The sequence below is a fragment of the Gordonia sp. (in: high G+C Gram-positive bacteria) genome (genome assembly GCF_047600565.1).
Classification (GTDB): Bacteria; Actinomycetota; Actinomycetes; order Mycobacteriales; family Mycobacteriaceae; genus Gordonia.
Window position 1 is genome coordinate 2618940 of record NZ_JASGKN010000001.1, and the last position, 13137, is coordinate 2632076.

Sequence of the window (13137 nt, forward strand, 5' to 3'; positions counted from 1 at the left end):
GTCTAGGGCGGCGCTCTGCCGCACTACCGCCGCACCGCTGCCGCACTACTGGGCCGTATGGGGTCCGGTCGGCCGGTGTGGCCCGGCAACGGTCCGTATACGGCCCAGTAGTGAACGGGACGGCGGGTGTTCGGCTACATTCGACGCCATGCCGTCTGGGGTCGTCGCCGCGAAACTGCGCGTGGGCACCGCGCCGGCCTGCCTGGTCCTGAATGCCGTCCGGGTCGGCGGACCGGCGGCCCGCGACACGATCACCGCCAACACCGGGCTCTCGGCGGCCACCGTCAACCGCCAGATCACCGCGCTGGCCGACGCCGGACTCATCGACGAACGCCCCGACCTCGTCGACGGCGGCGGTGTCGGCCGGCCCAAGATCCCCCTCACCCTCGACCGCGACCAGTACTGCGTCGCCGGCATGCACGTCGGCGCACGACGCACCGCGCTCGTCATCGCCGACCTGGGCGGACGCACCCTCTACAGCCACGCCATCCGCACCCAGGAGTTCTCCGGTGCCGACCCCGACGAGGCCGTCGCCCGGCTCTGCGAACAGCTCGCCGAACTCGCCGCTCGCTTCTCCGGCCGCCGGGTGCTGTGGGCGGGTGCCGCACTCGGCGGCGCCGTCGACGCCGACACCGGCGTCGTGGACCACCCGATCCTCGGCTGGAAGCAGCTGCCCCTCGGGCAGCGACTGCACGACGCACTCGGCGTGCCCGTGTCGGTCGCCGAACACGTCCAGGCCATGGCGGCCGCCGAAGTCCTGCTCGGCGGACAGATGGTCTCCGACGACACCGTCCTGTTCTTCTATGCCCGCGAAACCGTCGGCATGGCGCTCATCATCGCCGGCGAGGTGTTCCAGCCGGGCCGCGGTGCCGGTTCGGTCGCCGGACTGCCCGTGGCCCCCGGGCCGCTCGACGTCGCGCCGATCGCCCCGCTCCAGTCGGTGATCGGTACCGCCGCCCTCAAGGCCGCGGCCGCCCGGCTCGGTGTCGGCGACGATGCGGGAGTGCTCGCCGACGCACGGGCCCGGGTCCTCGGTGACGCGGTCGCCGTCCTGCGCGACGTCCTCGATCCGGATTCGGTGATCGTGGCCGGTGACGCGTTCGCGGCGCACCCGCAGGGACTGGCACCGGTGCAGGCCGCCTTCGATGCCGCCAGCACCACCGCGTGGCCGCTGGAGATCACACCGACCCGCTACGGCGTCCGGGTTCCCGAGACCGCGCCGGTGGCCGTCGCCCTGTCGGCGGTGTACGCCGACCCGCTGGGGGTCGTGGCCGGGGCCTGACGGCGGGCCGTCAGGAGGCGCGGTGAGTCGCGACGAAGTCGAGGACCGCGGCGACATCGTCGCAGTCGTCGACCCGGAACTCGGCGACCGTGTGTCCCGAACCCACCTTGATGCCGACGTCCCGGCCCCCCGCATCGCGGCGGTTCAGGTGGGCGAACGCCTTCTCGTCGGTGACGTCGTCACCCAGGTAGAGGACGGCGTCGGCGTCGAACGCGCGACGCAACCGGTCCAGAGCGTGACCTTTGCTGGTCTCGATGACGGCCAGCTCGATCACCGCCTTGCCTTTGGTGACTTCGACGCCCGGCCAGGTCGCCGGACCGGTCTCGGCCAGGACGAGTGCGGCGTCGGCGTCGTCGCGGGTCGCGTTGCGGACGTGCAGTGTGGTCGACGCCGGCTTCACTTCGACGCTGGTGCCGGCGAACCGTTCGGAGATCGACCCGAACTCGTCGATGATCCGGGCCAGCAGATCGCGCTGGTCGGCGGTGAGGGGATCGGAGAAGCCGGCCGCCCATTCCGCGCCGTGACTGCCGATCAGCACCAGCGGGTCGCCGGCCCCGGAGATCTCGGCCAGGTTGTCCCGCGCCCGCCCGGACACCATCGCGACCCGGGTGTCCGGCAGTCCGGCGATCCGGTTCAACGACCCGAGTGCCGCCGGGTTCGGGACCGCCATCTCGGGCTTCGGCTGGATCGGTGCCACGCAGCCGTCGTAGTCGGAGGCCACCACCACCTTGTCCAGGCCGCAGAAGTCCTCGAGAGCGCGGCGCAGATCGTCGCCGATCCCGCGCCCGCTCACGGCCGTGCCGCCGGGGTGGCCGCGAGGGTGTCCAGGAAGCTGGTCGCCCACTGGTCGACGTCGTTGTGCATCACCTGGTCGCGCAGCGCGGACATCCGGCGGCGGCGTTCGGCGTCGTCGTCGGTGACCGCGGCGACGATCGCGTCGTCGATCGATGCGTGGTCGTACGGATTGAGCAGGTAGCTGTCGCAGAGTTCCATCGCGGCGCCGGTGAACTCGCTGAGCACCAGTGCGCCGCCGAGATCGTCACGACAGGCCACGTACTCCTTGGTCACCAGATTCATGCCGTCGCGCAACGGCGTCACCAGGGCGGCGTCGGCGGCGCGGAAGTAGGCGAGCAGCTCGTCCCGCGGCACCCCCTTGAGCAGGTAGCGCACCGGGGGCGCGTCGACGGTTCCGTACGTGCCGTTCACATGCGCGACGGTACGCTCTACGGCGTCGCGCAGCGCGGCGTAACTTTCGACGTTCTCCCGGCTCGGGCTCGCCAACTGCACGAACACCGTCTGCGACGGATCCAGCCGGCCGTCGGCGAACAGCCGCTCCAGCGCCTCGATCCGCACGTCGATGCCTTTGGTGTAGTCGAGGCGGTCCACACCCAACAGCAGTGTCTTCGGGTCGCCGAGCTCGGCGCGGATCTCGGCGGCCCGTGCCACCACGGCCGGGTGGGCCGCCTGCGCCGCGACACCGGCGGAGTCGATGGAGATGGGGAACGCGCCGACCGTCACGGTCCGGCCGGGCAGCGTCACCGTGCCGAAGTCCTCGCGCACCCCGACGTCGTCGCGGGAGGCGTCGGCACCCAGGATCCGCCGCGACAGCGTCAGGAAGTTCTGGGCGCCACCCGGCAGATGGAATCCGACCAGGTCGGCGCCGAGCAGCCCCTCGAGGATCTCCCGCCGCCACGGGAGCTGACTGAACAGCTCATACGGCGGGAACGGGATGTGCAGAAAGAAGCCGATCTTCACGTCCGGCCGCAGCTCGCGGAGCATGGCCGGTACCAGCTGCAACTGGTAGTCCTGCACCCAGACGGCCGCACCCTCGGCGGCGGCCTCGGCCGCGGCCCGCGCGAACTTACGGTTCACCGCGACATAGCTGTCCCACCAGTCATGGCGGTACTCCGGTTTGACCAGGCCGTCGTGATACAGCGGCCAGAGGGTGGAGTTCGAGAAGCCCTCGTAGTAGTCGGCGATCTCGTCGGCGGTCAGCGGGACCGCGCGGACGTCGATGCCGTCGACGTGCGGCTCGTCGTCCGGATCGGAGCCGCCCGTCCAGCCGACCCACGCGCCGGTTCGATTCGGCCCGCTCGCTTCGCTCCCGCCGCCGGGTCGATTCTCGAAGACCGGAGCGAGAGCGGTGACCAGACCGCCGGGGGCGCGCGTCCAGGAGACGGTGCCGTCCGCGGCGACGGTCTTGTTGACGGGCAGACGGTTCGCTACGACGACGAAGTCGGCTTCACCGCGCGGAACGTCACCCATCGAGTCAGTCGGTTCTTCGCGTCAGTCGGTCTCGTCCGGGGAGATACCCAGCATGGACAGGAACATGCGGCACTCGTCGGGATCTTCGGAGAACGCGGCCACGACGCGGCGTGCCGAGTTGGCGGTCTCGTCCGCCACCGGCTCCAGCTCTACGTCGTCGGCGATGTCAGTCGTCTTGGGCAGGCATGTGTCCGATTCTACCTCGGACACATGCCTCCCACCGACTCCGGTGCCGGTCAGGAGCCTTCCTGGCGGTCGGCGTTCGCGTGGATCGCATCGCGGACGTACTGGGCCAGACCCGGCTCCAGGTCGTTGTAGGTCGCCGCGAAACGCGGGTCGGCGACGTACATCTCGCCGAGGTTCCGGTGGAACGACGGCGGGCAGTCGTAGAACGCGGAATCGATGTGCTGCCGCGCCGCCTCGGCCGCATCCATCGCCTCGGTGCCGTCGGCGGGCAGACCGGCCCGCTTCGCGTCGACGAACCCCTGGTTGATCGCGTCCATCTCCTGCTTGATCCGGGCCCAGTCGTCCTTCGAGTACGTCGACGTGCGGGCTGCGGACTGCTTCCACGCGTCGGTGTCACCCCAACGATCCTGGGCTTCGGCCTGATATTCGTCGCTGTAGCCTTCGCCGAAGATCTCACGGATCTCCGCGTCGGTGGCCGGCTGGTTGGTCATCTCTCTCTCCAATGCCTTGTCGATGGCGCCGACGAGCTCGGTGAGCTCGCCGACTCGGGACATGACGACCTCGCGTTGCCGGCGGAGATGTTCCACCGGTGACGTGGGGGAGTCGAGCAGATCGGCGATCTCGTCGAGCCCGAACTCCAGGCGGCGGTACACCACGATCTGCTGCAGTCGCTCCAGATCGGCCGCCGAGTACTCGCGGTACCCGGACGGCGAACGGTCACTCGGAACGAGCAACCCGATCTCGTCGTAGTGGTGCAGGGTCCGGACCGTCACCCCGGTCAGCTCGGCGAGCCGACCGACCGTCCAGCGCGGATCCTTGCCGCCGTCTGTCGTCATGCGAACCATGCTGGGGCCTCACGTCGCGGGAGGGTCAAGCCCTAACCGGTGATCCGCCGCGAATGCCGTTCCGGACGCAGCCTGCGCGGCAGTCGCGGGCGGTGCAGAGTGCGGGCGAAGAACTCGCCGAGCGTCACGCCGCCGGCCAGAGCGATGCTGATCGCCAAGGCGGTCGCCATCTCCGCCGATCCGGCGCCGATCTCCCCGTTCAGCAACCCGTACATGCCGCGATAGATCGCCGAACCCGGCATCAGCGGGGTGATGCCGGCGATCGCGATGATCAGCGGCGGCGTCACCGCGCGGCGGGCCGCCACACCGCCGACCAGACCGACGACGACGGCCGCCACCGCGCACGAGAACACCGGACCCATCACCCAGATGCTGAGCGACGCCGCCACCCCGGCGCCGATCGCACCGGCCAGGAACGCCGCCGGCAACGCACGACGCTCCGCATACGAGCCCAGGGCGAACGCCAGGGCCGCGATCGCTCCGCCGGTGATGCGTGCCGGAAGGCTGCCGGCCCCGAACGGGGCGACCGTCGTGAGCTCCGGCAGATAGATTCCGAACAGGCCGAGGAACCGGATCGCGACGGCGACACCGATCAACACGCCGCCGGTCATCACCAGCACCTCGGTGAATCGGGCCATCGACGTGATCGGTGCTCCGGTGATGGCGTCCTGCACCGAGCCGACCAGAGTCAGTCCGGCCATCAGCACGACGATCCCGGCAGCGATGATCTGCGACGGCGAGAAGTCGACGTCGTGCAGCAACCAGTTCAGCAACGCGGCCGGCATGACCGCCAGAAAGCCGCCGACGATCTGCTGAAAGAACATCGGCACCCGGCGCCGGGCCAGCCAACGGTTCACCGACACCAGCGCGGCCGCCGTCACCAGCGCCGTCGACGCCACCAGCAGTGTGCCGCCCAGGTAGACGGCGATGCCGAAGGCCAGGAAACCCCAGCCGATGGTCGCCACCCAGTACGGGTACGGGTGCGGTGCACGGGCGATGTCGTCCACCAGGCGGTGCGCCGTGGCCGGGGAGATCGCCAGCTGCCGGATCCGGCGGACCAGGCGGTCGGTCTGCGCCAGTCGCGTGAAGTCGTGCGACCGGTGATGCACGGTGCGGGCCGCGGTGATCGGCGGCAGCACGCTGCCACGCCGCGCGCACACCAGAATCGTGTTGAAGGTGACGTCGACGTCCACGTCGTGCAGGCCGTACATGTTGGCGACGAAAGCCACCTGGTCGCGGGTGTCGATCGCGCCGGTACCCGAGTCGAGCAGCAGCGCGCCGATCCGCGCCGCCAGATCGATCACCTCGGTGATCGCGGCCTCGTCGTACAGGTCGATCGGCTTGCGCGGAGTGACCGCGATGCTGCCCGGCTCGATGGTGTCGATGGTGGCCTGGCGCCCGCCCAGAAGTCGGCGAGTGTTCCGCCGGATATACTCACGCACGCACTCGCCTCCTTAGCTCAGTGGTAGAGCACCGCTCTTGTAAAGCGAAGGTCGTCGGTTCAATCCCGACAGGGGGCTCTCACGCGCCGGGATCGTCTCCCGGCCAGCATATCGCCGGCCGCCCACCGGCCGGCCCGCCGTCAGTAGACGACGAACAGGTCGGTCCGGAGGTCCTTGGCGTCGGTCTGCGACGGATCGGTCACATAGACCTCGATGATCCGGCCCGCACTGCCGGCAGCCTTCTTCTCGAAGGCGGCGAACAAGGTGTTCCAGGTGTCGCCGAGACCGTCGAACGGGCCGAGATGGCTCAATGCCAGCGCCCGGCCGGACGGAAAGGTGCCGGCGGTGAACCCGTCCGGCACCGCCGTCACCGGGAAGCCGATCTCCAGATCGAAGGTGTAGGTCGGCACCGTCGAATAGATCGCGTAACCCGGGCCGATCGGACCGGCCTGCGCCAGCGTCGAATAGCCGTTGTCGAAGACCTCGTGGATCTGATCCATCGTGATCTGGTCGGCGCGGTGGACGACGGTGACCACACCGTCGGGCAGCGTCACGTCGGTCGGGGTGGTGAACGGGGCGTCCTGCAGGATCAGCGGAGTCATGGGTGAAACGTAGCAAGGCGCGCCGCGTGAGCGGCGCGCCTTGCTCCTTTCGACAGGTGGTTCCTGAGCTCGTGGCGGAGCCTGCGACGACACGAAGTCGAAGGGCTCAAGGAGCGTGACCTCGTCGAGCTTGTCGAAGCGAGACCTCGGTCAGCCCTTCATCGTCTTGTCGAGCCAGTCGATCGTCTCCATGCCGAACAGGTCGGTGCCCCAGCCGTAGAGATCCGTCAGCATGTGGACCATGCTGCAGTCGGTCGGCTGGTAGTCGACGGTCGCGCCTTTCGAGCGCCAGTCGCGGACCAGCTTGCGCGAGTCGGCGGCCGGTACCAGCGACATCGGGGAGTCGTCGGCCGCGCACGACGCCACCAGGGTGCGGCTGCCGGCCGGCGGGAAGCCGTCCCGGCCCAGGATGTTCTCCCGGTAGGCGCGCTGGAACGCCGGGATGTCCGCCGGGTTCTGCCCGTTGAACAGGGTGCGCATCGGCACGAACGGCAGCGTGAAGTACGCCGGCGACTGGCACTGGGTGCGGTAGACGTCGGCGATCGCCTTGCCGGCCGGGTTGAGGTGCTTGTCGACCTGCATCTCCGGGTAGTGCGGCTCCAGGCCGAGGATGGTGGCCAGGGCGAACGCCGAACCGACCGAGCCGTCGGTGGTCCGGATGAAGTTCTTGTAGTTGGGGACCATGCCCTCCAGAACGGAGGCCTTGATCTTCAGCTCCGGTGCGTAGTCGGCGGCCAGCTGGGAGGCGAAGCCGGTGCCGACGCCGCCGCCGGCGATACCGAACAGCCCCACCGAGGCGTCCCGGGACAGGCCCGCCTTGTCGAAGCTCATGGCGGCACGCAGACCGTCGAGCGTCGTCATGCCGTTGTACTTGCCGGCGAACACGCCGTGCGGCTTCGGGTCGCCGCTGTTGCCCACGTCGGACATGACGATCGCGTAGCCGCGCTCGAACAGCAGGGCCAGCGGGCCCAGCGCCGACCACAGCGCGCCGTCGATCTGGTCGCCGCCGGGCCACATGGACGACGGGTGGCAGTATGCGCCGACGCTGTCGTTGGCCATCTGGTAGCCCAGGACCTTGCGTTCGGAGTTCTTCTCGCCGTCGCGCGGGATCATGATGATCCCGGTGCTGATGTCCCGGTTCCCCTTCAGGTCGGTGGTGACGAACATCGTCTTCCACGCGTCCAGGTGCGCCGGCTGCACGCCCATGAACTGAACGGCCACCTTCTGCGCCTTGAGCAGCGTGCCCGGCTTGTCGGACGGCTTCAGTCGCGGCTCGCGATAGAACGGGTCGCCCGGAAGCATCGGCTTGAGGATCTCCTCCGGGCTGCCGACCCGGCCGTCCCGGAGGGTGCTGATCACGTAGCCGTTGAAGATCTCGTTCAGGCCCGGGGTGCGGTTGGGTGCCGGGGAGGCGCCGGCGGCGGCGTCGACGACGCTCACCCCGGCGACGGTCACGGCGAGGGCGGCGGCAGCGGTGGCCGCGCGGGTCAGGAGTCGTTTCATTTGATCGTCACCTTCATCGTGTCGAGGGCGGACTGGAGGGTCGGGGCGATGTTCCACAGCGGACGGTGGGACTCGAACTGCTGCTCGTAGGGGACGCGCAGCTGCGCCTGGAGCGTCGACCACTTGTTGTTGACCAGGTTGGCGTACTTGGGCAGCAGCTGGGAGATGATGTAGTCCCAGCGTTCCGGGTACACCGACCAGTTCCAGGTCGGCAGCGGCAGGGTGAGGGTCGCGGTGCGGCCGTCGGGCAGACGGTCGGAGACCTGCAGCGAATGGAAGGAGCGCGGCGGAACCACGCCGGCCACCGACGGGGAGCCGGCCAGGGTGGTCGCGTAGGTCATGGCCTCGCCGACGTCGCCCTTGTAGTGGCGGACGGCGTCCCACTGATCCTTGATGACCTCGCCCTGCTCACGCTTGAGCAGGCGGGCGTTGCCGGCGGCCACGAGTGCGGGCCGGCCGGAGGCGATCTGCTCCCAGGCGGTCATGATCTCGTCGTCGGCGATGCCGGCCTGGTGCATCTCGGCGACGGCGGGCAGTCCGCCGCGAACGTAGGCGAAGTGCAGCGGCATCAGGTCGCTGAAGATGTTCTTCTGCATCACCAGGATGTCGGCCTGGATGTGGCGCAGGTCGGCGGCCGAGATGACCGCGCCGACGCGGGCCAGCGCGCGCAGGCCGGAAGGCAGCTTGTTCACGAAGACCGGGCCGAGGGTGCGGTTGGTCTCGCTGACGATGGCGTTGGCGATCGGCTGGAGCCGGGCGAAGTCGTAGATGTTGGTGGCCAGCTCGAAGTCTTCGAGGCCGCCGCCGAAGTCGGCGCCCACCATGCCGGCCATACCGGCCCACTGCAGCTCCCGGTGATCGAGCTGAAGGTTCTCGTACATGCGGTACGACTTGATGAGGTTCGAGCGGTTGGCGGTGACGCCGGCGCGCGGGTTCCACGTCTTGAGGTCGATTCCGGCGGTGGTGGTCGCCTCGACGAGCCAGTACTGGAACAGCAGGGCCTGGTACGTGGACGGCGCCAGACCGCGTTCGCGGGCCTGGTTCACCAGGGTGCGCAGGGTGGCCTTGTCGGTGGGCAGCTTCGGGTTGACGCCGCCGGGTCCGTGGGCCGCATCGCGGTTGGTCAGCGGGAGACCGAGGTACTGCTCGAGCGGGCCTGCGGCCCGGGCCGGCTGGGCGGTGGCGGTGGCGCCGGTGAACGCCAGGGTGGCGACCACGGCCATCGCGGCGGCGCGGAGGAGTCCGCGGCGGGAGGTGCGGGGCAAGGGGGCTGTCCTTTCCTGATGAGACAGATCGCAGGATCCGTCCAAACCGCGACAGCTAAACATGTGGCCGATCACATCCGGTAGCTGAGAGTGACCTGAGTGCGAAGTGTCTCGAAACGCGATTTCGGTGAGCTGGACCACTGATTGACACCGGCTGGTGTCAGTTTCCGCAGGTGGTGACGGCCGCACACTCTGCCGAGAACGGGACTGCTGGGGCACACTTGACGCGTGAGCAACGATCGGCTGACCGTCGAGACCACCAACGGCCCGGTCCGGGGCAAATACGCCGGAGAAGCCGATGTCTGGCTGGGCCTCCGGTACGCCGCACCGCCCACCGGCGACCTCCGGTTCCGGCACGCGCGGGAACCGCACCCGTGGACCGAACCGGCCGACGCCACCCGGTTCGGCGCGGTCTGCCCGCAGCCGGGAATGCCGGTGATCGACCTGGGCACGGCCACCCGTCAGAGCGAAGACTGCCTCTACCTCAACGTCTGGGCGCCGCCGGGCGCCGCCGAGCGCGGCGACCACTGCGCGGTGATGGTGTGGTTCCACGGCGGTGCATACATCGCCGGTTCCGGCTCCCAGCCCCTGTACGACGGCACCTCCCTCGTCCGCACCTCGGTGGACGACGGCATCCCGACGATCATCGTCACCGTCAACTACCGGATGGGCGTCTTCGGCTTCAGCGACTTCTCGTCGATGGGATCGGGGGCCGAACAGTACGACGCGAACTGCGGCATGTCGGACTGTCTGCAGGCGCTGCACTGGGTGCACCAGAACATCGAACGATTCGGCGGTGACCCGTCGAACGTGACGATCTTCGGCGAATCGGCGGGCGGGGGCATCGTGACCACGCTGATGGCCATGCCGGCAGCCGAAGGTCTCTTCTGCCGTGCCATCGCGCAGAGCTCCCCCGCGACGAGCGTCTACGACAGCGAGCGGGCCGCCCGGTACGCCCGACTGGTCCTCGACGAGCTCGGCCCCGTCGACCGCGCCCCGGCCAGCAGTCTGCGCCGGGCCCCGGTCGGCGCCCTCATCATGGCCGGCACCCGGGTCTTCGACACCGTGCCCAGCGACTATCCGGGCACCATCGCGTTCGCGCCGTTCATCGACGACGACCTGATCCCCCGGCACCCGGTGGAGGCCATCCGGTCCGGCGACGCCCTGGATGTCCCGCTGATGATCGGCACCAACCGTGACGAGACGTCCATGTTCCGGTGGATGGAGACACCGCTCATGCCGGTCACCCAGGAACAGGTCGACGCCATGTTCGAGTTCATCGCACAGGAGCGGCCCGACCTGGCCATCCCGGACGCCGGCGACGTGCTCGAGACCGCCTACGCCAAAGGTGGCCGCAAGAGCATGCGCGTCTCCCGCGATCTCGGATTCCGGATGCCGGCGATCTGGATCGCCGAGGCCCACTGTCATCGCGCACCGGTGCATCTGTACCGGTTCGACTGGGCGACCCCGCTGTTCCGGGTACTCGGCATCGGCGCCACCCACGCGACCGAACTGACCTACGTCTGGGGCAACCCATCGTCGAGCAAAGTCGACATCAGCTACCGGCTCGGTGGCCGCAAGACCGGCGAGAAGGTGAGCCGCCGGATGCAGCAGCGCTGGCTCAACTACGCGAACCACGGCAATCCGGTCTCCACCGAGTCCACCGCCTACTGGGATCCGTACACCGGTGCCGACCAGCATTCGCTGCTGATCGGCGCCGAAGACACCGAGGTGACCGGCCTCGACCGCAACCGGCTGCGCGCGTGGGGCGACGACGCGTTGAGCTTCGGATGAGGCACGTCGGCGACGACCGGCGTCGTGCACGGCTCCTGCGGCGTCAGTTCACCGATGTCGCCGATGCCGGCCCGGAGTCGATCACGCGAACCGCTGTGGGACTGCACGCCACCACCGCGTCGACCGTCCACCTGTCGGTGCGGGCGCGCAACGCCGCGCTCCGGCCCGAGCGGGTGGAGCAGGCGCTCTACGACGACCGCACCCTGATCAAACAGCTGTGCATGCGCCGCACCCTGTTCGTCCTCACCCGCCCGCTGCTGGCCGCGGCCGTCGGTGCCGTCGGGGAGCGGGTCGGTGCGTCCGAACGCACCAACATGCTGCGGCTGCTCCGCCAGGACGGGTCGGTCGCCGACCCGGAACGCTGGATCGACGACGCCTGCGCCGCCGTCGTCGACCTGCTGGGCGGACGGGAACTGGCCGCTGCGCAGGTGCGCGCCGAACTCGGCGACCTGGACATCTCGGTGATCGTGTCGCCCGGCAAGTCGTACGGCGGACCGAGTCCCATGCTGCCGCGCATCCTCAACCACCTGTCGGCGCGCGGAGTGATCGTGCGCGGACACAACGAAGCGGACTGGCGGCGTTCCCGGCCACTGTGGACGACCATGACCTCGTGGCTGGGCGAGGACCTCCGGGCGGTCGACCCCGGTGAAGGGCATCGCGTGCTCATCGAACACTGGCTGCGCAGCTACGGTCCCGGCACCGAAACCGACCTCGTCTGGTGGCTCGGCTCCACCCGCGCCGCCGTCCGCACCGCCCTCACCGCACTCGGCGCCGTCGACGTGTCCCTCGACTCCGGTGACATCGGCTACCTGATGCCCGACGACCTCGACGACGTCGAACCACCGGAGCCGCGCGCCGCGCTGCTCCCCGAACTCGATCCGGCGACCATGGGCTACAAGGAACGCGGCTTCTATCTCGGCGACCACGCCCCGCACCTCTTCGACCGCAACGGCAACGGTGGACAGACCGCCTGGTGGGACGGCCGGATCGTCGGCGGCTGGCATCAGGACGGCGACGGCAGGATCGTGGTCGTCCCGCTCGAAGACCTGCCCGCCGGCGCCGGGGCGGCGCTCGACGCCTGCGCCGGCGAACTCGCGGAATGGCTGGGCGACGACCGTCCGATCGCCGGCTACCCGTCGCCCCTGATGAAACGCCATCGGTGACCGCGGGTCACTCACAGGGAGCTCCCAGGAAAACTCCAGGCGCAGTGCAGGGGCTCGGTAGATTGTGAGACCTATGAGTTCGCCCGCCACCACGCGCCCGGCCAAAGTCCTCGTCGTCGATGACGAGGAGAACATCCGTGAACTGCTGTCGGTATCCCTGAAGTTCCAGGGCTACGACGTGACCGTCGCCCCCGACGGTCCCAGCGCCCTCGATCGCGCCCGCAAGGTCAAGCCCGACGTGGTGGTCCTCGACGTGATGATGCCCGGCATGGACGGGTTCGGTGTCCTCAAGCGCCTGCGCGCCGACGGCGTCGAAGCCCCCGCGCTGTTCCTGTCCGCCCGCGACTCGGTGGAGGACAAGGTCAACGGCCTCACCATCGGCGGCGACGACTACGTCACCAAGCCGTTCAGTCTCGAAGAGGTGGTCGCCCGCCTCGAGGTGCTGCTGCGCCGCAGCGGCTTCGGAGAAGACGCCGGCGAACCCACCCGCATCACCTTCGCCGACATCGAACTCGACGACGAGACCCACGAGGTCTTCAAGAACGGGGAACCCGTCGCGCTGTCGCCCACCGAGTTCACGCTGCTGCGCTACTTCATGGTCAACGCAGGCACCGTCCTGTCCAAGCCGCGGATCCTCGACCACGTCTGGAACTACGACTTCGGCGGTGAGGTGAACGTCGTCGAGTCGTACGTCTCCTACCTGCGCCGCAAGGTCGACACCGGACCCAAGCGCCTCATCCACACCCTGCGTGGCGTCGGCTACGTGATGCGTGAGCCGCGCGAATAATCC

At 69.3% G+C, this 13137-nt stretch carries 12 protein-coding genes and 1 tRNA gene; 5 read left to right on the forward strand and 8 right to left on the reverse strand.

The annotated features are described in order from the left end of the window. Positions 1 to 148 precede the first annotated feature (148 nt). Positions 149 to 1282 (forward strand): ROK family protein, encoded by a 1134-nt coding sequence (locus tag QM774_RS12730; protein WP_414976225.1) that lies wholly within the window; start codon positions 149 to 151, stop codon positions 1280 to 1282. Between the two features lie 10 nt (positions 1283 to 1292). Here QM774_RS12730 and otsB read toward each other — a convergent pair whose 3' ends face one another. Genes otsB through QM774_RS12755 form a run of 5 tightly spaced genes read right to left on the reverse strand, consistent with a single transcriptional unit; the run spans position 1293 to position 6020 of the window. Beyond that, on the reverse strand, positions 1293 to 2075 hold the full coding sequence (otsB, locus tag QM774_RS12735; RefSeq protein ID WP_414976226.1) for a trehalose-phosphatase: 783 nt from the start codon (positions 2073 to 2075) through the stop codon (positions 1293 to 1295). Further along, positions 2072 to 3547 carry an alpha,alpha-trehalose-phosphate synthase (UDP-forming) gene (locus QM774_RS12740; protein WP_414976227.1) on the reverse strand — a complete coding sequence of 492 codons (1476 nt, stop codon included), beginning with the start codon at positions 3545 to 3547 and terminating at the stop codon, positions 2072 to 2074. The genes otsB and QM774_RS12740 overlap by 4 nt, the downstream gene beginning before the upstream one ends. 21 nt (positions 3548 to 3568) lie before the next feature. Beyond that, positions 3569 to 3757 carry a hypothetical protein gene (locus QM774_RS12745; RefSeq protein ID WP_414976228.1) on the reverse strand — a complete coding sequence of 63 codons (189 nt, stop codon included), beginning with the start codon at positions 3755 to 3757 and terminating at the stop codon, positions 3569 to 3571. Between the two features lie 26 nt (positions 3758 to 3783). Next, positions 3784 to 4569 carry a MerR family transcriptional regulator gene (locus QM774_RS12750; RefSeq protein WP_414976229.1) on the reverse strand — a complete coding sequence of 262 codons (786 nt, stop codon included), beginning with the start codon at positions 4567 to 4569 and terminating at the stop codon, positions 3784 to 3786. Positions 4570 to 4610: 41 nt separating this feature from the next. Further along, positions 4611 to 6020 carry a threonine/serine ThrE exporter family protein gene (locus QM774_RS12755; protein ID WP_414976230.1) on the reverse strand — a complete coding sequence of 470 codons (1410 nt, stop codon included), beginning with the start codon at positions 6018 to 6020 and terminating at the stop codon, positions 4611 to 4613. 6 nt (positions 6021 to 6026) lie between these two features. On the opposite strand from QM774_RS12755, the gene QM774_RS12760 reads away from it, so the two are divergent. Beyond that, positions 6027 to 6098, forward strand: a tRNA-Thr gene (locus tag QM774_RS12760). 62 nt (positions 6099 to 6160) lie between these two features. Here QM774_RS12760 and QM774_RS12765 read toward each other — a convergent pair. The 3 genes from QM774_RS12765 to QM774_RS12775 all read right to left on the reverse strand — a co-directional run bounded on the left by QM774_RS12765 (position 6161) and on the right by QM774_RS12775 (position 9348). Further along, positions 6161 to 6622, reverse strand: coding sequence for a GyrI-like domain-containing protein (locus QM774_RS12765; protein WP_414976231.1), 462 nt, complete (start codon positions 6620 to 6622; stop codon positions 6161 to 6163). Positions 6623 to 6772: 150 nt separating this feature from the next. Further along, complete coding sequence (locus QM774_RS12770) at positions 6773 to 8125, reverse strand: lipase family protein (protein ID WP_414976232.1); 1353 nt, start codon at positions 8123 to 8125, stop codon at positions 6773 to 6775. Further along, positions 8122 to 9348: a hypothetical protein gene (locus QM774_RS12775; RefSeq protein ID WP_414976661.1), complete on the reverse strand. Its 1227-nt coding sequence runs from the start codon at positions 9346 to 9348 to the stop codon at positions 8122 to 8124. Before QM774_RS12775 ends, QM774_RS12770 begins: the two co-directional genes overlap by 4 nt. Positions 9349 to 9618: 270 nt before the next feature. On the opposite strand from QM774_RS12775, the gene QM774_RS12780 reads away from it, so the two are divergent. From QM774_RS12780 to QM774_RS12790, 3 genes are all read left to right on the forward strand, one after another. After that, a complete protein-coding gene (locus tag QM774_RS12780) occupies positions 9619 to 11184 on the forward strand; it encodes a carboxylesterase/lipase family protein (RefSeq protein ID WP_414976233.1) in 1566 nt (521 codons plus the stop codon). Beyond that, the gene (locus QM774_RS12785) at positions 11181 to 12347 is read left to right on the forward strand and encodes a winged helix DNA-binding domain-containing protein (RefSeq protein ID WP_414976234.1); all 1167 of its coding nucleotides are present in this window, start codon (positions 11181 to 11183) and stop codon (positions 12345 to 12347) included. The genes QM774_RS12780 and QM774_RS12785 overlap by 4 nt, the downstream gene beginning before the upstream one ends. 73 nt (positions 12348 to 12420) lie before the next feature. Continuing rightward, positions 12421 to 13134 carry a response regulator transcription factor gene (locus tag QM774_RS12790; RefSeq protein ID WP_414976235.1) on the forward strand — a complete coding sequence of 238 codons (714 nt, stop codon included), beginning with the start codon at positions 12421 to 12423 and terminating at the stop codon, positions 13132 to 13134. Positions 13135 to 13137: the final 3 nt, after the last annotated feature.

Coding starts and splice junctions, on each gene's coding strand:
- QM774_RS12730 (WP_414976225.1), top strand. CDS start 149: ATGCCGTCTGGGGTCGTCGCCGCGAAACTGCGCGTGGGCACCGCGCCG.
- QM774_RS12740 (WP_414976227.1), bottom strand. CDS start 3,547: ATGGGTGACGTTCCGCGCGGTGAAGCCGACTTCGTCGTCGTAGCGAAC.
- QM774_RS12750 (WP_414976229.1), bottom strand. CDS start 4,569: ATGACGACAGACGGCGGCAAGGATCCGCGCTGGACGGTCGGTCGGCTC.
- QM774_RS12765 (WP_414976231.1), bottom strand. CDS start 6,622: ATGACTCCGCTGATCCTGCAGGACGCCCCGTTCACCACCCCGACCGAC.
- QM774_RS12770 (WP_414976232.1), bottom strand. CDS start 8,125: ATGAAACGACTCCTGACCCGCGCGGCCACCGCTGCCGCCGCCCTCGCC.
- QM774_RS12775 (WP_414976661.1), bottom strand. CDS start 9,348: ATGGCCGTGGTCGCCACCCTGGCGTTCACCGGCGCCACCGCCACCGCC.
- QM774_RS12785 (WP_414976234.1), top strand. CDS start 11,181: ATGAGGCACGTCGGCGACGACCGGCGTCGTGCACGGCTCCTGCGGCGT.
- QM774_RS12790 (WP_414976235.1), top strand. CDS start 12,421: ATGAGTTCGCCCGCCACCACGCGCCCGGCCAAAGTCCTCGTCGTCGAT.